Source organism: Microbulbifer sp. JSM ZJ756 (assembly GCF_044383805.1).
Classification (GTDB): Bacteria; Pseudomonadota; Gammaproteobacteria; order Pseudomonadales; family Cellvibrionaceae; genus Microbulbifer; species Microbulbifer zhoushanensis.
The window spans coordinates 58,343-82,543 of the sequence record NZ_JBISER010000012.1 but is presented as its reverse complement, the minus strand read 5'-3'; the positions used below and the strand labels follow the sequence as shown (position 1 = coordinate 82,543).

Annotated in this window: 14 protein-coding genes; 9 read left to right on the top strand and 5 right to left on the bottom strand. The window is 61.0% G+C overall.

Annotated elements, in window-relative coordinates:
- The first annotated feature begins 41 nt into the window (after window positions 1-41).
- The 4 genes from ACH6CX_RS17135 (at window position 42) to ACH6CX_RS17120 (ending at window position 11,597) form a co-directional block, all read left to right on the top strand.
- A complete protein-coding gene (locus ACH6CX_RS17135) occupies window positions 42-7,862 on the top strand; it encodes a LysM peptidoglycan-binding domain-containing protein (RefSeq protein WP_396676036.1) in 7,821 nt (2,606 codons plus the stop codon).
- A gap of 69 nt (window positions 7,863-7,931) precedes the next feature.
- Entirely contained in the window at window positions 7,932-8,684 is a 753-nt protein-coding gene (locus ACH6CX_RS17130; RefSeq protein ID WP_237062866.1) for a tetratricopeptide repeat protein, read from the top strand.
- Window positions 8,685-8,886: 202 nt separating this feature from the next.
- Window positions 8,887-9,411, top strand: a complete 525-nt coding sequence (locus ACH6CX_RS17125) for a hypothetical protein (protein WP_233006467.1) — start codon at window positions 8,887-8,889, stop codon at window positions 9,409-9,411.
- A 350-nt stretch (window positions 9,412-9,761) separates the two neighbouring features.
- On the top strand, window positions 9,762-11,597 hold the full coding sequence (locus tag ACH6CX_RS17120; RefSeq protein WP_233006466.1) for a fibronectin type III domain-containing protein: 1,836 nt from the start codon (window positions 9,762-9,764) through the stop codon (window positions 11,595-11,597).
- A 183-nt stretch (window positions 11,598-11,780) separates the two neighbouring features.
- On the opposite strand, the gene ACH6CX_RS17115 is transcribed toward ACH6CX_RS17120, so the two are convergent.
- A complete protein-coding gene (locus ACH6CX_RS17115) occupies window positions 11,781-12,368 on the bottom strand; it encodes a GNAT family N-acetyltransferase (RefSeq protein WP_233006465.1) in 588 nt (195 codons plus the stop codon).
- A gap of 520 nt (window positions 12,369-12,888) precedes the next feature.
- On the opposite strand from ACH6CX_RS17115, the gene ACH6CX_RS17110 reads away from it, so the two are divergent.
- Window positions 12,889-14,229 (top strand): DEAD/DEAH box helicase, encoded by a 1,341-nt coding sequence (locus ACH6CX_RS17110; RefSeq protein WP_233006464.1) that lies wholly within the window; start codon window positions 12,889-12,891, stop codon window positions 14,227-14,229.
- 33 nt (window positions 14,230-14,262) lie between these two features.
- On the opposite strand, the gene ACH6CX_RS17105 is transcribed toward ACH6CX_RS17110, so the two are convergent.
- From ACH6CX_RS17105 to ACH6CX_RS17090, 4 genes are all read right to left on the bottom strand, one after another.
- The gene (locus tag ACH6CX_RS17105; RefSeq protein WP_233006463.1) at window positions 14,263-15,621 is read right to left on the bottom strand and encodes an aspartate kinase; all 1,359 of its coding nucleotides are present in this window, start codon (window positions 15,619-15,621) and stop codon (window positions 14,263-14,265) included.
- A gap of 2 nt (window positions 15,622-15,623) precedes the next feature.
- Entirely contained in the window at window positions 15,624-16,901 is a 1,278-nt protein-coding gene (gene ectB, locus ACH6CX_RS17100) for a diaminobutyrate--2-oxoglutarate transaminase (protein ID WP_233006462.1), read from the bottom strand.
- Between the two features lie 30 nt (window positions 16,902-16,931).
- Window positions 16,932-17,477, bottom strand: a complete 546-nt coding sequence (gene ectA / locus ACH6CX_RS17095; protein ID WP_233006461.1) for a diaminobutyrate acetyltransferase — start codon at window positions 17,475-17,477, stop codon at window positions 16,932-16,934.
- Between the two features lie 268 nt (window positions 17,478-17,745).
- The gene (locus tag ACH6CX_RS17090) at window positions 17,746-19,047 is read right to left on the bottom strand and encodes an amidohydrolase (RefSeq protein ID WP_233006460.1); all 1,302 of its coding nucleotides are present in this window, start codon (window positions 19,045-19,047) and stop codon (window positions 17,746-17,748) included.
- A 64-nt stretch (window positions 19,048-19,111) separates the two neighbouring features.
- Between ACH6CX_RS17090 and ACH6CX_RS17085 the strand changes: the two genes are divergently transcribed.
- The 4 genes from ACH6CX_RS17085 to ACH6CX_RS17070 all read left to right on the top strand — a co-directional run bounded on the left by ACH6CX_RS17085 (window position 19,112) and on the right by ACH6CX_RS17070 (window position 24,084).
- Window positions 19,112-19,432 carry a tetratricopeptide repeat protein gene (locus ACH6CX_RS17085; RefSeq protein ID WP_233006459.1) on the top strand — a complete coding sequence of 107 codons (321 nt, stop codon included), beginning with the start codon at window positions 19,112-19,114 and terminating at the stop codon, window positions 19,430-19,432.
- A 283-nt stretch (window positions 19,433-19,715) separates the two neighbouring features.
- Window positions 19,716-20,819, top strand: coding sequence for a sn-glycerol-3-phosphate ABC transporter ATP-binding protein UgpC (locus tag ACH6CX_RS17080; RefSeq protein WP_334078591.1), 1,104 nt, complete (start codon window positions 19,716-19,718; stop codon window positions 20,817-20,819).
- The gene (locus ACH6CX_RS17075) at window positions 20,816-23,146 is read left to right on the top strand and encodes an extracellular solute-binding protein (RefSeq protein WP_334078592.1); all 2,331 of its coding nucleotides are present in this window, start codon (window positions 20,816-20,818) and stop codon (window positions 23,144-23,146) included. The genes ACH6CX_RS17080 and ACH6CX_RS17075 overlap by 4 nt, the downstream gene beginning before the upstream one ends.
- Entirely contained in the window at window positions 23,143-24,084 is a 942-nt protein-coding gene (locus ACH6CX_RS17070; protein ID WP_396676030.1) for a sugar ABC transporter permease, read from the top strand. The genes ACH6CX_RS17075 and ACH6CX_RS17070 overlap by 4 nt, the downstream gene beginning before the upstream one ends.
- Window positions 24,085-24,201 lie beyond the last annotated feature (117 nt).

The window sequence follows — 24,201 nt, the reverse complement described above, 5'->3', positions numbered from 1 at the left end:
GCTACACCACCACCCGTTACTTCGACGCCAACGGCCGCCAGGTGGCCGAGCTGAGCGCGGACAACGTGCTGACCGAGTGGAGCTACAACGCCTTTGGCGAGAAGGCCAGCGAGACCCTGTACATGACCCGCCTGGCATCCGCCGCGCACACTGACCCGAGCGTGCGCCCGACCGGGCTGGGTGATACCCGCACCACCGACATGTCCTACGACCGCATGGGGCGCCTCACCCGCACCGTGTACCCGCAGGTGACAGTGACCTCCGTGGACACCAGCACCGGCGAGCCGGTGGCCACCACAGGAGAGGTGCGCCCGGAGGCAACCACCGTCTACGACGACTTCGGCAACGCCATCGAAGTCACCGACAAGAACGGCAACACCACCTACGCCTGGTACGACGACAAAGACCGCCTGCTGGCGCAGGTGGACCCGGAAGGCTACCTGGTGGAGTGGGACTACGACGCCCAGGACAATGTGCTGGAGCAGCGCGTCTACACCCAGCCGCTGGACACCACCGGCATCACCTCCGCCACCCGCCCGGCCGCGCCGGCCGGCGAGGTGTACACCGTCAACAAGACCTACGACGCGGCCAACCGCGTGATCGAGGAACGCTCACCGCTGGTGGACGTACTCGACAACGACGGCGTACAGACCCGGGAGCGCGTGCTCACCCTGTACACCTACGACGGCAAGGGCAACCAGACCAGCCGCACCGTGGCGGCCGGCACCAGCCAGGAAGCCACCGAGTACAGCTACTACGATGCCGCCGACCGCAAGGTGGCGGTGATCAACAGCGACCGGGTACTGCACACCTACAGCTACGATGAAAACGGCAACCTGACCGAGCGCAAGCGTTACTACAACGCCGTGGCTGCGGGCGTGAACCTGGCGAGCCTGAGTGGCGACACCGCGTTCGCAACGCTGGTGGCAAGCCACACCAACGACCAGGCCACGACCATGGGCTACGACGCCGGCAACCGCCAGACGTCGGAGACCGACCTGATGGACGCGGCCAACGACGCCGACGACATCACCAAGACAATCCGCTACAACGCCCGCGGCGAGCAGACCTGGGCGCAGGACGGTGACGGGTTCGTCACCGAGATGGCCTACGACGCCGCCGGCCGCATCACCAAGAACATCTCCCCGGACGGTACCGGCTCCAGTATCCGTTACGACGCTGCGGGTAACCAGGTGGAGATGTACACCGGTGAAATCGAGAACAATGTCCAGCAGGTGGAAAACATTACCGCCGAGTTCGGCGACATGCTGGTGGTGCAGTGGGATATGCCCCAGGGCGTCGACCAGAAGAGCTGGGTAGTCTGGGGTTCCAGCAGCCAGGAACAGCCGGAGTCTTACAGCTCGCGCAGTGCGGAACTGGGCACCTGGTTCTCGGAGACCGGCGAGGTCTATATTCCCAGCGAGGAGTTCGGCGAGGGCGAGGCACTCTATTTCCGTGTGGTCACCGCCGACCGCGCCGGCAACCTGGCCTGGTCCGAGGAAAAAGTACTGCAGGTACCGCCACTGTTGGGCGATATCGAGGTAGAGCGCGTTGACAGTGACAGCGTCACGATCACTGTGCAGCCCGGCAGTACCGCCAGCAACCTGGTGCTGAATTACGGTGCCGCGGGCAGCACCACCAACCAGGTGGCCATGACTGAAAACGCCGATGGCAGTTTCAGCGTTACCCTGGACAATGTCACCAACCTTGCCGAGCTTTCTTACCGTATCGGTTGGGAAGACGCTAGTGGCAGCAGTTTCCAGAGTGGTGAAAAAACTTTTGTCGCCGACTCCCAGCATGTCGGGGTGAACACCGGGCTGTCACAGACTTCTGTCGTCAGCGGCGAGAATACCAACTACATCATCAACCTCGACAGCAGGGTGCCGGCGGAAGTCGCGAGCCAGTTCTCCACCGTGGTGGCGAGCTGGACCGGCCCCGATGGCACGACTGGTACAGCCGCGGTTGAGGGTGTCGACAACGGCGACGGCACCTGGAGCTATGCCCTGGATCTTGGTACCAGCAGCAGCCCGCTGGCTGCCGGCAGTTACCAGATCACGCTCGAGGGGGCCTACGCCGATGCCACCCTGTTCGGTGCCCAGGAGCTCCTGCTGGACCAGTTCACCGTCGAGGTTGGTGGCGCCGAGCCATTGTCTGGCTCACGCCAGGGACTGAGCTGGCAGGCTGCCGACGTCGGCTCCGAAGGCGCACGTTCCCAGCTGGTCCTGATCGACGGCCAGTGGGTGGAGAGCACCCGGGATGCCGACGGCCAGCTGGTGGTATCGGCTGAGTTGGCGGCCGGTACGCACAGCTATAACGCTTTCTATGGCGAGCAGGTGGGCACGGGCCACAGCCTGGATATCACCAGTACCGAAATCACTGAAGACGTGGAGGATCCCGATAACCCGGAGAATCCCCCTGTCACCAACGTACTGGGCTACGACCAGGACTTCAGCCTGACCCTGGACCCGGCGGAGGTGGCCAATATCAATGGCGACCTGACCCTGTCCTGGCGCGCGGCGGGCAGTGGCCTGGACTTCACAGACAGCACCGTGATGGCGTTCGACGGCACCAGCCACTCGGCCACCCTGGCACAGCTGCAGGAGGGTGCTTACGACGTCAAGCTCAGCTATACCGATGCCGATGGCAACGAGGTGATCGTGCAGTGGCTGCGGCTGGACAGTGACCAGGTCACCAGCGGCACCAGCCAGAACTACCAGGGCAGCAGTCTCACTGTGCTGGGCAGCGAGACCGGCGGCAACCTGGAGGTAACGGCGGCCGGCCACATCTCGTTTGCAACCGGCCTGTATTCCGGTCCCAGCAATGACGAGCGGAATTTTGTCAGCCTGGCAGTGGAGGACAGTGGCCTCGGGCAGGGCGGCCGTGCGGTCGATGGCAAGTCAGCGGGTTACTACACGCAGTATGTTTACAACGCGCTGGACCAGCTGGTTGCCAGCAACGAGGGCGATGGCGTCTGGCGGGAATACGGTGTCGATGCAAACGGCAACCGCGTCGTTACGGAGATTACCGGCGAAAGCGGCACCGCCACCGGACGTGACAGCTACGCGGTGTTCGACGGCCGCAACCGCATGGTGGCCGAGTACGGCGTGGCCACCGAAGTATTTGGCCAGGCTTCCTCACAGCGTGCATTCACCCAGTATGGCTACGATGTACAGGACAAACAGGTCTCTGTGACCGATGCCCGTGGCTATACCACCACACGTGAGTTCAATGCGCTGGGCATGATGACCTGGGAGGATGACAACCGCACCGGGCAATACAGCGGTGTGACACAGCATTTCTATGATCGCCTGGGCAACGAGACCCGGACCATCGACCAGCTGGGCAATGAGACCAGCATGCGTTACGACGACGCCGGTCGCCTGGTGGAGGAGATCAACGGCGAGGGCGAACTCAAGCGTTACACTTACGATGTCTTCGGGCGTCGCCTGTCCATGTCCCTCATCGATACGGTCGGTAACCTCGGGCAGCGCACCACCAGCTTTGAGTACGATCATCGCGATCGCCTGACCCGGCAAACCGATGCCGGTAACCGCAGCCTGGAGTTCGAGTACGACAATCGCGACAACCGTACCGGTAGCCGTGATATTGCCGGCGACTGGACATACCAGGAGTACGATGGCCTCAACCGGGTTGTGTCCACCTCTTATGAGGGCGTGAACGGCAACACCGTTACCGAGACCCGCCAGTACGATGCCTACGGCAACCTGGTTGCCGAAAAAGACGCCGCCGGCCGGGTAACCAGCCATGAGTATGGCGCCTTCAGTCGCAAGGTGGCGACGGTCGACCAGGGTGGTCGCAAGACCGCCTATGAGTATGACGACTTTGGCAACATGATCCGTGAGTTCCGGCCGGTCTCCAACAGTGCGATCAATACCGGCCTGTGGAACTTCGGTTTCGATCCGCTGGACGACAATTTCTATTACAACTTCTCACAGATATTCCGCACGCTGGAACTGGTCGGGGCGAGCAGCACCGGTACAGGTGGGCCGGACATCCGCAAGACCTACGACACATCGGGGAATCTCGAATCTGTCGAGGACATAAAAACCGGCATTTCCACTTTTTACCAGTACGACCTGATGGGCAACCGGATGTCCGAGGTCATTACCGGGGCCGGCGACCACAACCGCAATATCACCTATGGCTACGATGAGTCGGGGCAGATGGTCCGCTGGCATGACAGTGTCACCGGCCAGCACCTCAACTACCTGTGGGATGCTGCGGGCAACCAGAAACATGTCTTTACCGATGCGAGTTACACCGGTGAGGCGGTTGATCACTGGTATGAATATGACGGTGCCAATCGCGTTACTGAAATGCGTGACGGGATTGAGAACAAGGTAATCAGCCAGTTTGGCTATGACGGCCTGGGGCAGCGGGCCACCTGGAACAAGGGCGACGCCGTCGTCTCCTACCAGTACAACCAGAGCGGCTGGGTGACCCGGGCGGAGTGGACCGACCAGGACGGCGAGGATGCCGGTAACTGGTATAGCACCTGGCAATACGACGCCGATGGTAATGTAAGGCGTTACGAAACCTTCAAGGACGGCAGCCGCGAGACCTACAGCTATACAACATACAGCGCCAATGGAATCTCGACTTACAGCGACAGTGATGACCAGAAGACCTACAGCACCTATGACGACTCCGGTCGCCTGCTGAAAACCAAGCTCGTCACCGAGGACGCCACTTATACCTATACCTACTACTACCACGCCGATGGCCGTGAGCAGAAAATCGTGGGCAAGGGTGATGCCAATGGCACCAGCCGCTATACCTACAATGCCAACGACCAGCTGACGCGCCTGGACAAGGGGGAAGGCGACAACCAGGACCGCAGGGAATACCTGACCTTTGTTTACAACAACGACGGCCAGATCCTGTACCGCTACCACGACGAGGGTACCGATAACGACATCAGCGAGACCGAGTTCCAGTATGCCAACGGCCACGCCGTGGGCGAGAAGAAAACCTGGGCCAACGGTGATGTGGAAGAGCAGCTGGATACCGGTGACTACAACCTGATGCAGAACATCGGTGAGGATTACCCGTCCGGCTCCGTCACCACTGTCACTGCGGTTGAGGGTGACAGCCTGCAGTCCATCGCTGCCCGCGTTTACGGCAACCCCAGCCTGTGGTTTGTGCTGGCACAGGCCAACGGCCTGGATCCCAGCCAGCCGATCAAGGGCGGTGTCCGTATCACCGTGCCCAATAGCGTTGAGACCGGCCGTATCGATGCGGATACCCACAAGGTCTACAACGAAAACGACATTATCGGCTCCACGCTGCCGAACCTGAAAACCCCGCAGGACGACGACGATTGCGGCAACATCCTGATGATCATCATTGTGGTGGTCATTGCGGTAGTGGCCACCATCGTGACCGCCGGCCTGGCCGGTGCGCTGCTGGGAGCGGCCGGTACCTTCCTGGGTCTGAGCGGTACCGCGGCCTCGCTGGCCGCCTTCGCCGTGGCAGGCGCGGTGGTGGGTGCGGCGGCCGCCATTGTGCAGCAGGGGCTGTTTATCGCCCTTGGCTACCAGGAGAGCTTCAACTGGAAAGAAGTGGCTGCCGGCGCAGTGGCCGGTGCCTTCAGTGGTGCCGCCCAGGGGCTTGGCGCCGCCGTCAAGGCTGCGGATGTCAGCGCAAAAACCCTGAAGTACGCCAAAACCGCTGCTGCTGCCCTGAAGGTCGCGGGTGCGGCCTCCAAGCAGCTGATCACCAGCGGCAAGATCACCAGCTGGTCCAGCCTGGCTGCCGCCGCCCTGACACCCACAACCAGCCAGGATGGCAGCGTGGCGATCCAGGGCATTGGTGGCCTAAGCTCCAGCACGGTGCAGATGATTACGCCGTGGCTGGATGTGGCCGAAACCTATATCCGTGAGGGCGAGGTAACTACTGGTGACTGGGTCAACGCGGTTGGCAGCACGATCGGTGCAGCGGTAGGCAAGACGGATAAGTTCGAAATTGCCGGGAGTAACCTGGGCGCAGACCTGCTGATTGGCGGCGCTATGAGCCTCGTAGACCGGAATGCCGGTACATCGTACCTGCAGAATGCCATTGGCAACGAAATCGGCAAGTCGATCGGCAACGTGATTGCCAGCAAGAGCGGCCTGCAGCGCTGGGCCACTACACAGCAGAAGCGTGCCAGCAGCGGGCTTGCCGAATATTTCGAGGAGCAGGCCAGGAATACAGCCGCTGCCTCTGGCGCAGTGGCAGTAGGCCGCCCGATGATGGTGCCGGTACTCGAGGCTCCCAAGCTGGAGAACCCGCTCGAGACCCTGACTCCACTCGAGCCGCTGCCACTGGAGGAGCAGGCAGGGCCGGAGACCTATACCTTCCAGTCAGGTGACAACCCGAGCGCGGTTGCCCGGCAGGTGCTAGGCCCGGAGGCTTCCGAGCGTGATGTCCAGCTGTATGTCCAGCAGATGGTCAGCATCAACCCGGAGCTACAGGGTATCAATACCCGTGGTATCCAGGTGGGTACAGAAGTAATCCTGCCTTCGGGCTCCGAGGAGATTACCGCTGCTGCATTGAAGACCTATGGCGGTGATGTTGCTGTCACCGAGCTGGAGAAAATCGCCAATGGGGATCCACAAGCACTGGTCAACCGGGATGGCACACTGAACCTGGAGGCAATTGAGGCGGCGCAGGCGAATTTCCGGAATGCTGGCCTGGAGTTCAACCTGGACGTCAACAACACCCAAACAGAGGAAACCGTTGGCCAACTATCCCGTACAGAGATGGTCGCTGGCGGGCTCTACACCGTGGAGGGTGACCTGGTGCGCCGGGCCCAGGATCTCCAGATCGCCTTCAATGGCAATAACGCACGATTCCTGGATACCTGGGAGGGCGTAGAAAACGTCACTGAGACCTTTGAGCCGATCGCTGGCTCCGACGACGTTGACACTGACGATGCCGTTGAGGATATCGCTGTCCTTGCCAAAAGCGTCAAGGGAATCAATAACCGGCGTGTCTATGACGAAAACGGACGCTACCGGGATGTGGAAACCGGTCGGTTTGCCACTAACCCCTGGGATGACCGGGAAAGCATGGAGGACTACGCCCGCGAGAAGCGCTTTGAAAACGAAACCGATTTTTCCGTAGTCTTTGCCGAAGACAAGCTCTTTGACGAGGATCTTTCCGGACGTATTGATTTCGTCAGCGAGACCTGGGGCGACAGCGAGGACTTTGTAAGGATTGGTGTTGGCCTGGAAGGGTCTACTAATGCCGGGTATAAGTTCGAACTCAACAAGAGTGGTTTCCAGGGTGAGTTGTCAGCTCACGCGACTGCAGAGTTGTCATATCTGGATGCGAAGGGAGACTACGTTTTGCCGAGCGAATACGGCAACACCACATTTGCGGGAAGCGGGTCGATTGGATCTGTCGCCCAGGCGGACGGCCAGTTGAAAGCGGTATTCTCCCGCGGTAGCGGCATTGTTCCCAAGGTGGATGTAAATGCACAGGGTTCCCTGGAGGCAGTTGCCCTGAAGTTCCAGGGCCAGGGCGAAGTGAAATATGAATCCATGTGGGGCATTACCGTATCGGTAAAAACGGAAGGTGACTTCAATGTCGGGGCTATCGGGGTTTCCGGCGAAGCCGGTTTCAAGACTTATGAAACCAAGCCCGGCTTCTCTGCGACCCTTGGTGGCGGTGTCTCTGCGCTGATAGGCGGCAAGCTAAAAACCACTGTAGGAGTACAGTTTGACTATGATAAGCTAACCGAAACAATCGACAGCGCAATTCCCGCGATTGAATCGGCTATCGACACCGGTATTAACACAGTGTCAGACGGCATTGATGAGGTCTCTGAATACTTTGATTTCGATTGGTGGGATGATTAAGCCGGTCGTAACGGGTTGAGAGCGGTTAACACTATGAAATTTCTAGCTTTTTTGTTCGGGTTGTTATTTATGCAACATGTCTATGCTGACAATTGTCGGGAAGTCGTTGACTCGGTGCTGCACCGGGATGCCACGGATGGTGAAAAACTGAACATGTTGCTGGAGAAGGAAAAGCAGTGTTCAGGTGATGCATACTATGAGCTGATCAAAGCCCAGTTTTACGCCAAGAACCGCGATTTCAACAAGGCGATCGAACTGGTCGCCGCTGTTGAAGACACCGGTAAATACCGATATGAGTTTGTTGTTCTGGATGCGAAGGCGCATACGATGATCGGCAAGACTGATACCGCAATCGCAAAGGTCAGGGCGTATCTCCAGGAGGAGCCGGATAACTTCAGGGCGCACCTGTTCCTGGGCGAAATGCTGGTGACTGAAAGCGAGTTCGATGAAGCGGTACGGAGTTTTATCAGCTCCATCAAGTTGAAGCCGACTCCCAAGGCGTATGTTGAGCTGGCCAAGGCTCTGTATATCGTCGACAACTGTGGTGAGGCAATTGTCGCGATAGAGCAGGCTGCGTCGCTCGATAAGGCTACCTACGGTAATACGCAAGCCATGGTGGTTGCATCCCGGTGTTATGCCAAGCAGGGTAAGTTTTTAGTGGCTCGTAACCTGTTGGGTGTGCTGTCCGAGAACAATCCCGAGGCTGAGAATGACAAGCAGTTTCGCCAGGCTGTCGCAATGCTGCGAAGGGATATCAAGGCGGCACAGGAGTCCGGGGACAAGACAACTGACGCGGACAAGCTGAACGTAGAGGATATCTAAAGCCTCCCCGGTTTCCGGGAAGAGCTGACCAGGATGGGATAACCCCGCACTCGCTGCGGGGTTTTTTTATATCGTTGCATTGGTGCGGCTGGTTGAGCCATATCCTGCGGCAGCTATCAAAAGACAGGGCGAGGTGGATGATTCGATGTCCACTTTCGCACCCTGGGTTCACTATCAATTCATGTTGCTTTTTGGGGGGATTATGAGGATTAAAGGTGTAATTGTTTTACTGCTTGTTTTGCTTTGTTCCGGATGTGTCAATGATGGCTATTACTATTCACGCAACCCGGACTTCCGCTTTTACCAGGACGAAGCGGTCATGTTGCTCGGGGTTGTCGGCAGTTATGACCTCAATGTCGTCAAGGGCAAGAATGCCGACGGCAAGCGCTATTCCCTGGTCGTGCATCCCCGCAATCACTCGTCGGAAATAGTCGACGTCTATGCGCTTGCGTTTCCCGCAGGTGAAAGCCTGGCCATCGAATATATACAATTTGAAACCCTGCCCGGTTCCAATGCTGTGCAGGCCAGGTTCCCCTATCTCGATGTCAAGGATCCCAGGTTGATGCGCTTCGATAATGAGGGAGTGTTCTATTACGGGACCGTGGTTACCTCGGACAAGGGTGTCGGCCTCACCGATGAATACCGTGACCAGATGATTGCCCTGGCGAAGAGGAAGTATCCCTCGCTGTTCAGCGGTGCAGAGCCCCGCGAAATCATCTTTCCCTAGGCTCCAATAACCGCCTGCCAGGGCGGGCCGGCAGACCTGAGTGGTGGTCCCCTGACGGGACCGCCCGCTTCCCTTCCTCTCTACTCTTGCCAGTTCTCCTCTCAATTCAACAACCTCGCCAAAAGTGAGACGGGGGTCACATTTTTGACGCTTCGGGTTAAACATTCGTGCCACTTGCTGGATACCACGCGTGATAGGGAGATTTCCACTATTCGACGTGGAATAGGACTCGCAGGGATGTGTAGTTAACGAGAATCTGGATCTTTCGGGTTAGTGCTGGCCGGGCGCACCTGTGCCGTATGCATACCGCAGGATCGGGATAAACACTTTGGGATGCCTGTGAGCGCAGTATGAAATACGCGATTGTTTTGTCTTTGTTTATGGTCCTGGCCGGTTGTGGCGGGGGCGGGTCCGGCGGTGGTGGCGACAGCACCGATCCGGTGCCCAGTGGTTCTGACAGCGGTTCCGGTGACGGCGGGACCTCTGATGGTGGTGGCACCGGGGACAGTGGTTCCGGTAGCGGTGACACTGCTGGCGATGGCTCCGGGACCGGTGGTGATAGTTCTGGGGACACGACTACGGAGCCGGATCCCGTAAACGCACCAGCCGAGCTGGCCGTGACCGGGGTCAATGGCAACAGCATAACCCTCCAGTGGGTGGATATGTCCGATAACGAACAAGAGTTCGTTATTGAGCGAAAGCTGGATGGGGGCACTTTCAGCCGTGTCACAGCCGTCACAGCGGATGTGGAGCAGTACACGGATTCGGGTCTCGCCTACGAAACCACCTACGTTTACCGAATTTACGCCGCCAATAGCGATGTGGTGTCGGAGTATTCCAACCAGGCCACTGTCACCACGGGAGAGCAGTTTGCTGCGAACGCATGGATCAGGACATACCCGGGGGCTAGCGGGGCGATTACGCCGAAGGAGTTGCTGGCACTCGGTGGCGGCCAGTACCTGGTCGTAGGTGAGTCGAATTTCCAGACCCAGTACTTCAGGCTGGACCAGTATGGGCAGGTGGTCTGGGCGAAGGAGTTCACCCAGGCTGAAAATGGCGGGAAAGTGGAGTTTGGCGGTGTAGTAGCGGCCTCAGACGGTAATCCGGTATTCCTGCTCAATGTCCGTCGCTACACGGACATTTACCAGAAGAAGTTGATCAAGGTAAATGCCGCTGATGGTTCCAAATTGTGGGAGAAACACCTTGAGGACGATGCTTATACTAGTGAGCCGACCTTCAGCGAGCTGGAAGCGCTGGATGAGGATCGCGACGGGGTAACCGATGGCTTTGTGGCGGTGGCCCGCCAGAATGCCGTTGAGGATTTCTTTGATATCGTAAAAGTATCCAGCCAGGGGGAGCTGGTCTGGTCGAAGCGCTATACCGTGGACGTGCTCGGCGTCCCGGCCGATGTGCTGCAGGTTGCTGATGGCAGCATTTATGTGGCCTTTGATCGCGCTGAATCCAGCAAGCTGCCGCAGCTGTTCAAGCTGGATGCCTATGGCAACCTGCTCTACCAGCGGAAGTACCCGGTGCTGGATGCCAATTACCACTTCTCCGCCCGCCTGGCCGAGGTCACTGATCCGGATAACCCCGCAGAAGTGCTGTTGGTGGGCACCGCTGATTTTGATCCCGAGGCGGCCGTTGACCTGCGCCCGGTAGTGGTTGCCCTGGATAGCCTGGGCAATATCAGTAGCAGCTATCGTTACACACAGTCAGTCGCCTATGGCGATGTAAGGCGAGTGATACCCACGCCGGGAGGGGATATCTGGATGCTGGGCTCGGGTGCCGGCGGATACTGGGTATCGAAAATGGGACCGGATGGGCTGATCCAGCAGCATCTCAGTGTCGCCGTAAGCGCAGAGTTTTACGGGGAGAGTATTGCAGTGGCCGCGGACGGTGAGCCGGTGGTGTTGAGCAAGAATGGTTTTACCGAGCACAATTCCATGCCGGAACGCGGTGACCTGGCCGTCTGGCGTTTTGCGCCGGTGCAGAGTTTTGCCTTCAGGGACGGGTACAGCGGGACCATTACTGACGAACCGGCAGAACAGGAAAGCGCAACCCTGCAGATGCCCCAGGAAACGACCCTCGTGGGTGAGACTGGTCCTTACTCCAGCAAGGCCCTGGATCTCACGCCGGCGGTAGACTACGCGGTTGACGTGATCACAATCGCCAACGGCACCATGTAGCGATTTGTTGGCAGAGATCGGGTAACAGGTTATCCGGATACGAGTAACCGGCTGGGAAAGCTCCTGGCCGGTTGGCGATTACGGGATTACGACTGCCCCATCGACAGGGCCGGTCGCCCCCGGGGCTACCCCGGGGGCGACCGGCCCTTTTTTCATCTGTTTCCAGCCTGAGTCGGTTCACCGCTAGTGCCTCCGCACTGCGGTATTTGCCGCTTCCTTGCTCACCAGGTAATCCGGATGCAGGTACTTGGTGTAAGTCAGCAACGTATAGTCGTGCGGGTCCGCATGGGCCTGGAACCCCATGGCCCTTGCCAGTCGTTCACCGTGGTGGTTCTCCGCGGATTCAATCGAGTAGATCTCATCGAGACCGTGGCCACTGGCGATTTGGGTCAGTCGATCGAGCAGGGTGCTGCCCAGCCCCTGGTGTTGCCAGTCGTCCGCAACCACGACTGCACATTCGCAGGCATGGCCACTGGCGTCACAGGCATAATGGGCCACGCCCACCGCCCTGGGATCGGAATCGGCATCGGCGATAGCGATCAATGCTTCGTGGATATGGTGGTCGTTGTCAGTAAGCAGGGACAGCAGCTTGTCACTGACCTTGCAACTCCCCCCCAGGAAGCGGTCGCGGCGGAGTTCCGGTGACAGGCCTTCAAACAGTTGTTTTTCCAGGTCACCGTCAGTGCTGCATACGGCGCGGATTTGCACAACGCGACCGTCGTCGAGGGTGACAGTTTCCGGCTGGAAGTTTTCACAATAATAGGCAGACATGGCCATAACCTCCCGCTGCCCAGCACAGCATTATTAATGTGTTACATCGTAAATTTCGCTTATACGATACCTTCGCCGCTACCGGCCTTTTCCGTAGGCTAGGGTGGCACCAGCTGCCCGCAAATACCCGCTAGTCCTATGGGGGCAGCTGTAAATAGGCGTTGTCTATTACCTGCGCGAGCAGGGAGGCAGGGTGGGATGCGCCGGCAGCGGGGCAGATTGCAGCGCCCCAAAAAAAGAACTTACCGGTCAGTTCATGTGTGGTATAGTGCCCGCGCTGGTGACATGCCAGCAGCGTCATCTGTAGGCCGCTCGACCTCCCTGCGGCACCCCTCCTGGAACACTTTCCCAAAAGTCCCCCTGGAACTCACTACTGAATGCCGCACCGAACCGGTCGAACAATTCCCGGTCACATGACGGCAGAGCGAAACGATCCTCTTCGTGATCTCTGGTTTTCCCCGATGTAACCGCCTGGGGCGGGCATCTGTGCGGTCGCGCGCGACGCGACCTGAGGACTGATATGTTATTTGAAGAACTGGGCCTGGCCGATGAGCTGGCCCGCGCGGTAGCTGAACAGGGCTACGAAAAACCCACCCCGATCCAGTCGCAGGCCATTCCTGCGGTGATGCGTGGTGGCGACATTATGGCGGCGGCGCAGACCGGTACCGGCAAGACTGCCGGATTTACCCTGCCGCTGCTGCATCGCCTGATGCAGGGCGACAAGGCCCGCAACAAGCAGGTGCGCGCGCTGGTGCTGACACCGACCCGCGAGCTGGCTGCGCAGGTATTCGACAATGTGCAGCTGTACAGTAAATACCTGCCGATGAAACACGCCTGTGTGTTCGGCGGGGTGAAAATCAACCCGCAGATCTCCCGGCTGCGCGGCGGTGCGGATATCCTCGTAGCCACTCCCGGACGACTGCTGGACCTGCACGGCCAGGGCGCCATCCGCTTTGACGAGCTGGAGGCGCTGGTACTGGACGAGGCCGACCGCATGCTGGACATGGGCTTTATCCACGATATCAAGCGCGTGCTGCGACTGCTGCCGGAACGCCGCCAGAACCTGCTGTTCTCGGCCACCTTCTCTCCGGAGATCCGCCAGCTGGCCCGGGGTCTGGTGCACGACCCGGTGGAAATCGACGTGAGCCCGCGCAACAGCACAGTCGAGTCTGTTCGCCAGACGCTGCACCCGGTGGACAAGGCGCGCAAGCAGAAGCTGCTGAGCCACCTGATCCACGAGAACGGCTGGCACCAGGCGCTGGTATTCAGCCGCACCAAGCACGGTGCCAACCGCCTGGTGAAGCAGCTTGAGGGTGATGATATCCGCGCGGCTGCGATCCATGGCAATAAGAGCCAGAATGCCCGTACCAAGGCCCTGGCGGATTTCAAGAACGGCAAGGTGCAGATCCTGGTGGCGACGGATATCGCTGCCCGCGGTATCGATATCGACCAACTGCCGCAGGTGGTCAACTTCGACCTGCCCAATGTGCCTGAGGATTACGTCCACCGTATCGGCCGTACCGGCCGTGCCGGTGCGCGCGGCCAGGCCGTGTCGCTGGTGAGTGCGGACGAGATCAAGCAGCTGCGGGATATCGAGCGCCTGATCAAGAACCCGATCAAGCGCGAGGAGATCGAGGGCTTCGAGCCTGACCATGCGCTGCCGGAGTCCGGTCGCGCGCCGCGCGGCGGGAACCAGGGCAACAGGAAGCCCGGTAACGGCAAGCCCGGCAATGGCGGTGGTGGAAACCGGCGCGGCAACGGTGGACGTGGTAACGGTGGCAATCGTTCCGATGCCCCGCGCAGCGACAGCCAGCGCCCGCGCCGTCGTCGTCGCCCGTCCCGGTCGACAGAATCGGCCTGACGTTCGTGTTGAGGGCGAACCCGGTGTTCGCCCTCAGTCGATCAGGGCCCGGTAAAGGATCTTGAGGGCGTCGTCGGCAACTGACTGCTGGACGCCGATATGGAAACAGATTTGCGACGGGCTCTGGTCGATCATCTCGATGGGGATATGCGACTTGCCCAGCGCACTCAGCGCATCGACGATCGGGTAGGAGTTGCCCTGCAGGCCCAGCCCCACGGCCGTCAGTATCGACAGGTTGTAAACCACGTCCATAAAGTCCGGTTTCAGCTGCTGCTCGATACGCCGGCGCAGGTCGTTGATGGCCCCGGTCAAATCATCCTGGTTGACCACCACAGCGATATCATCCTTGTCCGTCGGAAAGTGATAAGTCTGGATACCGAACTCCCGCAGGATACCCAGCAGGTCGGCGGTAAATCCCACTTCCTCCCCAAGCATGTCCTTTTCCAGGTAGAGATAAGCCACACTGTCCAGGCGCGCAACACCAACCACTCCCTCTTCCGGCACCCGCTCGAACAGGATGACGGTGCCGGGATCGTCAGGGGCATTGGTATTGCGAATATGAATGGGGATCTTCAGTTCCTTGCAGGGCAGCATGGCGTTCAGGTGGAAAACGTTGAAGCCCTTGCTGGACAGTAACCTTATCTCCTTGAAGGTGAGCCTGGGAATGGCCCTGGCCTCTGGCACCAGGCGCGGGTCGGCCTCGAAAACACCGCTCACATCGGTCCAGTTTTCATAGCTGCCCGCGTAGACACCCTTGGCGATCTCGCCGCCGGTCAGGTCGGAGCCGCCGCGGGAAAACACTGCCACTTCCCCGCTTTTGGTGACGCCGTAAAATCCCGGCACTACCGTAATTTTTTCACTGGCCGCCAGTTTCCGGATATTGACGTAGGCTTCTTCCAGGAGCTTTGCGTTCAGGAACTGCTCGCTGACCAGCATGCCGAAATCCTCCGGCAGGCCGACCTCTGCGTCCATATCCGATTGCTGGAAATACCTGGCAATCACCCGCGCGTTGTAGTGCTCGCCCCGCGAAGCCAGGAATGCCACCCGCCGGTCGCCCCTGAGTTTGCAGTCCAGGTCCTGTTTCAGTGACTCGACCAGGTCGTTGTCGGTGATTTCCAGCTCGTGCATGATTTTGGTGAAGCGCTCGATGACGGCGAGTTTGCTGTCAGCCACCGGGATATTGATGCGCTGTTCGCGGAAATGTGTGCCGTCGGTGGCGATATTAATCAGGTGGTCGGTGAGCTTCTGTTCTCCCGGCTGGCTGCGACCGGGCGCCGACACCACCACGATGCGCCGGCGCTTGTCGCCGGCGACGATCTGGCGGACTTTCTCGATTTGCCCGGCGCTGGCCACCGAGCTGCCGCCGAATTTACTGACGATAATATCTGACATGCTCAACTGCCCTGGCCGCCGACGGTTTTCTGTCGCTGCTCGACAATGGCACCGAGTGCCTCATCCACGATACCCAGTCCCTCCCGCAGCAGCTCTTCCTCGATCAACAGTGACGGCAGGAATTTCAGTACCTGGTCGCGATCGCCGGCAGTCTCGATCAGCAGCTTGCGCTCGAAGGCCTCTCTTGAGGCTGCGCCGGCGACACCGGTCTGCGGCAGCTCCAGGCCCCACACCATACCGATACCGCGCACGCTGGCATCCAGCTGCGGATACTTTTCCACAATGCGCTGCAACTCTTCCTGCATCAGTTCGCCGTTGCGCTTCACCGCCGCGGACAGGTCGTCATTGTCCCAGTAGCCCAGGGCTTCGGTGGCGGCGACAAATGCCAGGTTGTTGCCGCGGAATGTGCCGGTGTGCTCACCCGGCTGCCACTGGTCCACGTCCGGACGCATCAGCAGCAGGGCCATGGGCAGGCCCGCACCAATGGACTTCGACAGGGTCACCATGTCGGGATAAATCCCGGCGCGCTCGAAACTGAAAAAAGTACCCGTGCGGCCGTTGCCTACCTGGATATCGTCAACGATCAGCAGGATATCGAATTCGCGGCACAGGGCCTCCAGTTTCTGCAGCCATTCCACACTGGCGATATTGATACCGCCCTCGCCCTGTACTGTCTCCAGGATAATCGCTGCCGGCAGGTCGACGCCGCTGCTACCGTCCTCGAGGAAGCGGCGCATGTAGTCGATGGTATCCACGCCGGGGCCGAGGAAGCCGTCGTAGGGCATAAACGCCGTATTGCTGCGGGAGCCGTAGGTTTCGTCCTTGTAATCGTAGTTACCGGTAACAGCCAGCGAGCCCAGGGTCAGGCCGTGATAGCCATTGGTGAAGGTGATGATGTTGGAACGCTTCTTCACCAGGCGCGCGAGCTTCATCGCGGTCTCTACCGCGTTGGTGCCGGTAGGGCCGGTGAACTGCACTTTGTAGTGCAGGTTGCGGGGTGCCAGGATGGTATCCCGCAGCTTGGTCAGGAATGCGCGCTTGGCCACCGTGGCCTTGTCCAGGCCATGCACGATGCCACCCCTTTCCAGGTAGTCGATCATCGCACGGGTGACCTTCGGGTTGTTGTGGCCGTAATTCAGGGTTCCGGCGCCGGCAAAAAAGTCCAGGTAGCGGGTGCCCTGTTCATCGAACATCTCCGAGCCGTGCGCGGTGTCGAAGATCGTGGGGAAGGAGCGCACATAGCCGCGCACCTCGGATTCCATTTCTTCAAAGATTCGCATGGGGTTGCTCCTTCTTGCTTTGTGCCGGCATTAAATCAGTGTGTGTCCGGCCTGTTTCAGGGCGCCGGGATCGAACGGGCCCAGCCGCAACAGGGGTTCCGATTCGTGCTCGCCCTCCGATCCGGGGAACAGGGAAGCGTCGAACAGCGGGCTTTCCTCCAGCCGGGTTTCAAACTGCCGGGCGATACTTTTAAACAGTGCGCGGGATGCTGTGTTGGAGGGGGATACAGTGGTCTCCAGGTAGCGCACCTCACCGGGCACCAGTGCGCCCAGCGCGAAGGTGACCATGCGCTTGGCGAGTCCCTGGCCCCGCGCCTCTGCCGCCACACCCACCTGCCACAGGAACCAGGTATCGGGACGTGCCGCCGCACGATAGCCGGTGGTAAAGCCGAGCAGGGATGTGCCCCGTTCCGCCACCACGCAGCAGTCGGGGAAGTCCCGGCACAGCAGCAGGTACAGGTAGCTGGAGTTGCGGTCCAGCGTCCCGGCGTCTACCACCAGTTGCCAGATAGCTGCGCCGTCGGCCACAGTTGGGTGGCGAAAATGGATACTGCTTTCTTCTTCACCGGGCGTCATACAGGTACCTCAATGGCGCCAATGGCCGTTCTGTCCTGGCGTGCAGCCGGGATCAATGACGCAACTAAAAGTCACGCGTCACTGGCTCAGGGTAGTTTGCAATATGCCCATCGACCAATCGGGGAGGGCGGGCCAGCGTCAGGGGGGGCGAGCAGGGGAAAGGGGGCAAGTGGTGGGAGACCGGTAGGGGTGACCGGAAGGGGGCTGGAGAGCCGGCCCGGGGCGCTGTGATCGCGGCACCGGACCGGTTGGCCACCCGATGGGGGAGTTAACCGTCGCTGTGCTGTTCCATATAGTCCAGCGCCAGCCGGGTCAGGGCCTCGGTGCCTACCTGCAGGGCCGCCTCATCCACGAAGAAACGCGGAGAATGGTTACTGGGGGCCTGGGCCGGGTCCTGGCCCGCGGGGGTTACACCCAGGAAGTAGTAGAAGCCCGGTACCTCGTTGGCGAAGAAGGAAAAATCCTCGGCGCCGGTGATCTTGGGAATCTCGATCACTTTCTTTTCCCCGGCAGCCTCGCGCAGGGTCGGCAGTGCCGCCTTGGTCAGGTCCGGGTTGTTGACGGTTACCGGATACCCCTCGTAGATGGTGACATCTGCCTCGGCCCCGGCGCTTCTGGCGATGTTCTCGGCGGTGATGGGCAGCCGCTCGAAAATCCGCTGGCGATTGTCCATGTCGAAATTGCGGATGGTGCCCACCAGCTCCACGTTATCCGGGATGATGTTGTTGCGCACCCCGCCGTCGATCTTGCCGAAAGACACCACCGCGGGTTCCTTGGTAATGTCGATCTGGCGGCTGACAATGGTCTGGGTGCCCATGACGATCTGTGCCGCCGTGGTGATGGGGTCGACGCCGCCCCAGGGACGGGAGCCGTGGGTCTGGCGGCCCTTGACCATAATGCGGAACTTGTCCGAGCTCGCCATCAGCGGGCCGGAGCGGTATCCGATCACGCCGGTGGGCAGGTTGGAGGTCACATGCTGGCCAAAGGCCACGTCCGGCTTGTACTTCTTGAACAGGCCTTCCTTGAGCATCAGCTCGGCACCACCTTCCTCTCCCTCGGGGGCGCCCTCCTCGGCGGGCTGGAACACGAACAGCACATTGCCCTGCAGCTCGTCGCGCATGCCCGCAAGCACTTCCGCAGCGCCCATAAGCATGGCCACATGGGTGTCGTGGCCGCAGGCGTGCATAACGCCGACTTCCTCACCGTTGAAGGTGGTGGTGGCTTTGGAGGCAAACGGCAGGTCGACCTGTTCGGTGACCGGCAGTGCGTCCATATCCGCCCGCAGTGCCACGGTGGGACCGGGTTTTCCACCCTTGAGCAGGCCCACCACGCCGGTGTGGGCAATACCGGTTTCCACTTCCAGGCCCAGTTGCTCCAGGTGCTTCTCGATGTAGCTGGCGGTCTCGACTTCGCGATTGCCCAGCTCCGGGTTCTGGTGGATGTGGCGGCGCCACTCGATCACCTTGTCTTCGGTTTTCTGCAGCAGTTGTTCCGGGTCCGCGGCGGCCGCGGCAGGATTGGTGGCGGCCAGTGCGGCGCCGACCGCCAGTGACAGAAGCGCTCTTTTCACGGTGGTGTCCCCTGATTATTGTTACGTGACCACAAATTCTAACCCGGGGGAAAACCGAGCACCCATGACCAATCCGATCATCCAGCGCCTGCGGGCGCAACTCGAGGAGGGGCGGGACTCGCCGCTGCTGCGCTTTGGCCTCGGCAGTGCGCTGTTCAATGCCGGGGACTATGCCGAGGCCGCCGACCACCTGCAGCGGTGCACCGAGCAGATGCCGGAGCACTCCGCGGCCTGGAAGCTACTGGGCCGCAGCCGCATGGCGCTAGAGGACAGGCCGGGCGCGAAACAGGCATTCGAGCGTGGACTGGAGGTGGCGCGAGAGCGCGGGGATGTGCAGGTGGAACGCGAAATCGGCGTATTCCTGAAAAAGCTGTCTAAAAATTGACCTTTCCGGGCTGTTCAATTAATGTTCAGCGCTTTGGCTGCTGTCATTCGCGGTTGCCAGCCGGGTAGCCGCCGACCCCGTGGTTCGTGCTGTCTGGCCCCATCCCTACGCCCTTGGCGGGGTGGATGCCGTGGCGGACCTGAAGGTCAAGAATACCCGGCTGTGCTGCAGGTGAATGCATGGCAGTATTGTGCGCGATACAGAACAAGACGAAGTTGTGCGTCGATGACTAATCCCAGCTCCCAGTTTCCCACCGGCGATCGCGCCATTGCGAGGTATCGCCGTGGCCGGCATTGAATTCAAGCGCGTAGCCAAGCAGTACCCGGGCAGCCAGCCAACGGTGCCGGGCCTGGACCTGTCCGTGCGGGACGGGGAGTTTATGGTACTGGTAGGGCCCTCCGGCTGCGGCAAGTCCACCACCCTGCGCATGATTGCCGGCCTGGAGTCGGTGAGCGGTGGCGAGCTGTGGATCGGCGATCGGCTGGTCAATGACGTGGCGCCCGGCGAGCGCGACGTGGCAATGGTGTTCCAGAATTACGCCCTCTACCCGCACATGACCGTGTTCGAGAACATGGCCTTCGGCCTGCGGGTGCGCCGGGAGCCGGAAGCGGTTATCCGCGAAAAAATCGAGCGCGCCGCCCAGACCCTGGGGCTCGCCGAGCTGCTGGGGCGCAAGCCCGGGCAGCTGTCCGGGGGGCAGTGCCAGCGTGTGGCCCTGGGGCGCGCCATGGTGCGCGACCCGCAGGTATTCCTGTTCGACGAGCCTCTGTCCAACCTCGACGCCGAGCTGCGGGTGCAGATGCGGGCCAATATCGCCCGGCTGCACCGGGAGTTTGCCACCACCTCGGTTTACGTTACCCACGACCAGGTCGAGGCCATGACCCTCGGCCAGCGCATCGCGATCCTCAACGCCGGGGAGCTGATGCAGGTGGGAACCCCGATGGAACTCTACAACGACCCGGACAATGTGTTCGTGGCCGGTTTCATGGGATCGCCGCCGATGAACATCATCCCGGTGCGCAACGGCGGCGAGCGGGTATCCAACCGGCTGCTGGACCTGTCGCTGGCGGGCCTTTCCGGGTTGGGCGGCGAGCTGCTGCTGGGGCTGCGCCCGGAAAAACTTGAATATGCCGCCGCCGCGCCGGACCACTGGCCGCGCCTGCGCGCCGCTATCGAGATGGTGGAGACCCTGGGTGCGGAAATGCTGGTGCACCTGGGGGTGGGCGAGGAGCGCCTGGTCGCGCGCCTGCCCGGCCTGCGCCCGCTGGCCGCGGGCGAGACCATTGAACTCGCCTTCGACCCGCAGGCGGTCTACCTGTTCGACGCCGGCAGCCGCCAGCGTATCCGGCTGGCGCAGCCGGCCGGGCACGCGGAGCCGGTGCTGTGACCGGCACCGCCAGCGGCCGGGACCTGACCGACGGGGAGTTGCAGTGCAAATTCCCTGTGCGTGGGCGCCTGCCCGCGGGTCACCTGTTGCTGTCGGTGCTTTTCCTCCTGCTTGGCTTTGCCACCCTGCCGGTTGCCGCCCAGCAGCCCGACGAGCTGCTGCTCTGGCACGGCTATCGCGGTGAGGAGCGCCAGGCACTGGAGCAGCTGCTGGAGCAGTACAACCGCAGCCAGCGGGAAACGCGGGTGCGGGCGCTGGCGGTGCCATTTGGCAGTTTTGCCGACAAACTCTCCGCTGCAGTCCCGCGCGGACAGGGGCCGGACCTGTTCATCTTTGGCCATGACCGCATCGGCGGCTGGGCCCGCGCCGGTAACACCGTTGCCCCGGTGGATGACCTGGTTTCCGCAGAAGTCCTGCGGCGCTTCCCCGCCAGCCTGGTGGAGGCGATGCGCTTCGAGGGCCGCCTCTACGGCCTGCCATTCAACTTCAAGAGCACCGCGCTGATCTACAACCGGGCGCTGGTGGACTCCCCTCCCGGGACCACGGACGAGCTGGTGGCCCTGGCCCGCAGCCACACCGACCGCCAGCGCGGCCGCTTCGGACTCGCCTACAACTACACCGAACCCTTCTTTCACGGCGCCCTGCTGAACAGTTTCGGCAGCGGGCCATTCGATCGCTCCGGTCGGCTGGCGCTGGACAGTGACGGCAATATTCGCTCGCTGGAGCAGCTGCTGGGCTGGGTGCGCGAAGAGCGCATCCTGCCGGAAGAGCCCAACAGCACCCTGGTGACCAACCTGTTCAACCAGGGGCGGGCGGCCATGGTAATCAGTGGCCCCTGGATGCTGGGGGAAATCAGCCCGGATATGGATTACGGGGTGGCCCCGCTGCCCTACAACAATGCCAGCGGTGCGCCGCTGGCGCCCTGGATGGCGGTGGAGGGCATTTTCCTGTCCCCGTGGAGCCAGGAGCGGCAGGCGGCCTATGGCCTGATGCGCTACCTGACCGGCGAGGAGGCCGGGTTGCGCATGGCGGTCGCCGGTGGCCAGTTGCCGGCCAACCTGGCCGTTTTCTCCCATCCTGAAGTGATGGCCGACGCCAGTGCCCAGGCATTCCGTCGCCAGCTGGATACCGCGGTCGCTATCCCCAACCTGCCGCAGATGACATTGCTGTGGAAGCCGCTGGAAAACGCCCTGAAAAAAGTGGTGAAGGGCGCGGCCCGGCCGGCGGAGGAAATGCAGCGATTGCAGGGCGAGGTACAGCGGGATGTGGCAGCCCTGGAGCTGGCGCAGCAAAGAAGTGACACACCCCGGTCGGTACCGGGCTGGGTCTGGCTGGCCATCGCACTGTGCCTGTCCGGGCTCGCTGTGCTGCTGTGGCGGCGGCGTCGGCGAATTGCGGCCAGCTGGCGCACCCATCGCACCGCCTACCTGTATATCCTGCCGGCCATGCTGGGCATGCTGCTGCTGGTGTTCTTCCCGCTGCTGTATGGCCTGCTGCTGTCTTTCACGGACACCACCCTGCTGAACGAAAACACCCCGTTTGCCTCCCGTTGGCTGGGACTGGATAACTACGCCAGTATCCTCGGCGACTGGAACCTCTGGTACGGCGAGGGCGACGGGCGCAGCATCAATTACGACAACTTCTACTGGACCCTGCTGGTGACCATTGCCTGGACCGCCAGCAATGTGATCCTGGCCGTGGGGCTGGCCCTGGTACTGGCGCTGGCGCTGGACCGGCCCATTTTCGGGCGTACCTGGTTCAGGGTGCTGTTGATCCTGCCGTGGGCGATTCCCAATTACATCACTGCGCTGGTGTGGAAGGGCATGTTCCACCCGCAATTTGGTGTCATCAACCAGGCGCTGCAGGTGGTGGGGCTGGCGCCGGTGGCCTGGTTCGACTCGGTGGGCACCAGCTTCTTTACCGGGCTGGTGACCAATGTCTGGCTGAGCATCCCGTTTATGATGGTGGTGATCCTGGGCGGCCTGCAGTCGATTCCCCGCGACCTTTATGAGGCGGCGCGGGTAGAGGGTGCCAGTCGCTGGATCCAGTTCCGCCGGATTACCCTGCCGCTGCTGAAACCGGTGCTGGTGCCGGCGGTGATCCTGTCGGTGGTGTGGACGTTCAACATGTTCAATGTGATTTACCTGGTCAGTGACGGGGCGCCGGCGGGCGCCAACGATATCCTGATTACCCGGGCGTTCCGTATCGGGTTCGAGAAATACCAGTACGCTTATGCGGCGGCCTATTCCATGGTGATCCTGGTGTTGCTGCTGTGCTATGCCATGTGGCAGATGCGGGTGTCGCGCACACTGGAGGCGGGCCGATGAGCAGTTCGCGGATCGCCACGGGAGTCCTGGCCGCGGCGGCCGGGCCGGGAGCCACTGCGCGTATTAAAGCCGTGCTGGGTGATATCTTCAGCTGGCGATTTGCCCTGCTGCTGTTTGCCGGCGCCGTGGTCGTCTACCCCCTGCTGTGGGTGGTGAGCCTGGCTTTTTCCGGGCAGCAGTCGCTGCAGCTGGTGGAGCTGCCGGATGATGCCGGCTTCTGGCAGCAGCTGGTGGCGCTGGTACCGCTGCCGCAGCAGTGGTCCCTGGAAAACTTTCGCGCGGTGCTTACTGAGCAGCCGTTTATGCGCTGGCTGCTGAACAGCCTGGTGGTCTCACTGTCCACCACGGTGGTGGGGGTGGCGCTGTCCTGTTCTGCCGCTTACGCGTTTTCCCGTTTCCGTTTCCCCGGTCGCGACCGGGGACTGGTGCTGTTCCTGATTTCCCAGATGTTTCCCGCGGTGCTGATGCTGATTCCGCTCTACGTGATCGTGGTGCAGTGGCTGGGGCTGGGGAACAGCTGGCTGGGGCTGATCCTGGTCTATGCCATTACGGCGCTGCCGTTCTGTGTCTGGATGCTGAAAGGGTACTTCGACACCTTGCCGTACGAGATCGAGGAATCGGCCCTGCTGGAAGGGGCGTCACGGTTCACGATTTTTTACCGGATCATCCTGCCGCTGGCGCGACCGGCGATTGCCGTGACCGGGCTCTTCTCATTTATGACGGCCTGGAACGAGTTCATCCTCGCGTCCATCTTCATGGATGATGAGGCGCTCTACACGGTCCCGGTGGGGCTGCGTTTTTTCGTCAGCGACTATGCGTCGGAATGGGGTTACTTCGCCGCCGGGGCCATCCTGGTGTCGTTGCCGGTGATTGCCCTGTTTATGGCGCTGCAGAGATTCCTGGTATCCGGGTTGTCCGCCGGCGCGGTCAAGGGTTAGGAAGACCGGGACCACTGACCACAGCAGGAATCGAATTCACCTCTTACAATTTCTGGATGCCCGGGTGGGAAGGTGACGCCCGGTTCACTAAAAAAGCTGGTGAAAAATCATCCAGAA

What these genes read in the sequence shown, in the direction of transcription:
- ACH6CX_RS17130 (WP_237062866.1), top strand. Translation starts at nt 7,932, where the DNA reads ATGCAACATGTCTATGCTGACAATTGTCGGGAAGTCGTTGACTCGGTG.
- ACH6CX_RS17125 (WP_233006467.1), top strand. Translation starts at nt 8,887, where the DNA reads ATGAGGATTAAAGGTGTAATTGTTTTACTGCTTGTTTTGCTTTGTTCC.
- ACH6CX_RS17120 (WP_233006466.1), top strand. Translation starts at nt 9,762, where the DNA reads ATGAAATACGCGATTGTTTTGTCTTTGTTTATGGTCCTGGCCGGTTGT.
- ACH6CX_RS17115 (WP_233006465.1), bottom strand. Translation starts at nt 12,368, where the DNA reads ATGTCTGCCTATTATTGTGAAAACTTCCAGCCGGAAACTGTCACCCTC.
- ACH6CX_RS17110 (WP_233006464.1), top strand. Translation starts at nt 12,889, where the DNA reads ATGTTATTTGAAGAACTGGGCCTGGCCGATGAGCTGGCCCGCGCGGTA.
- ACH6CX_RS17105 (WP_233006463.1), bottom strand. Translation starts at nt 15,621, where the DNA reads ATGTCAGATATTATCGTCAGTAAATTCGGCGGCAGCTCGGTGGCCAGC.
- ectB (WP_233006462.1), bottom strand. Translation starts at nt 16,901, where the DNA reads ATGCGAATCTTTGAAGAAATGGAATCCGAGGTGCGCGGCTATGTGCGC.
- ectA (WP_233006461.1), bottom strand. Translation starts at nt 17,477, where the DNA reads ATGACGCCCGGTGAAGAAGAAAGCAGTATCCATTTTCGCCACCCAACT.
- ACH6CX_RS17085 (WP_233006459.1), top strand. Translation starts at nt 19,112, where the DNA reads ATGACCAATCCGATCATCCAGCGCCTGCGGGCGCAACTCGAGGAGGGG.
- ACH6CX_RS17070 (WP_396676030.1), top strand. Translation starts at nt 23,143, where the DNA reads ATGAGCAGTTCGCGGATCGCCACGGGAGTCCTGGCCGCGGCGGCCGGG.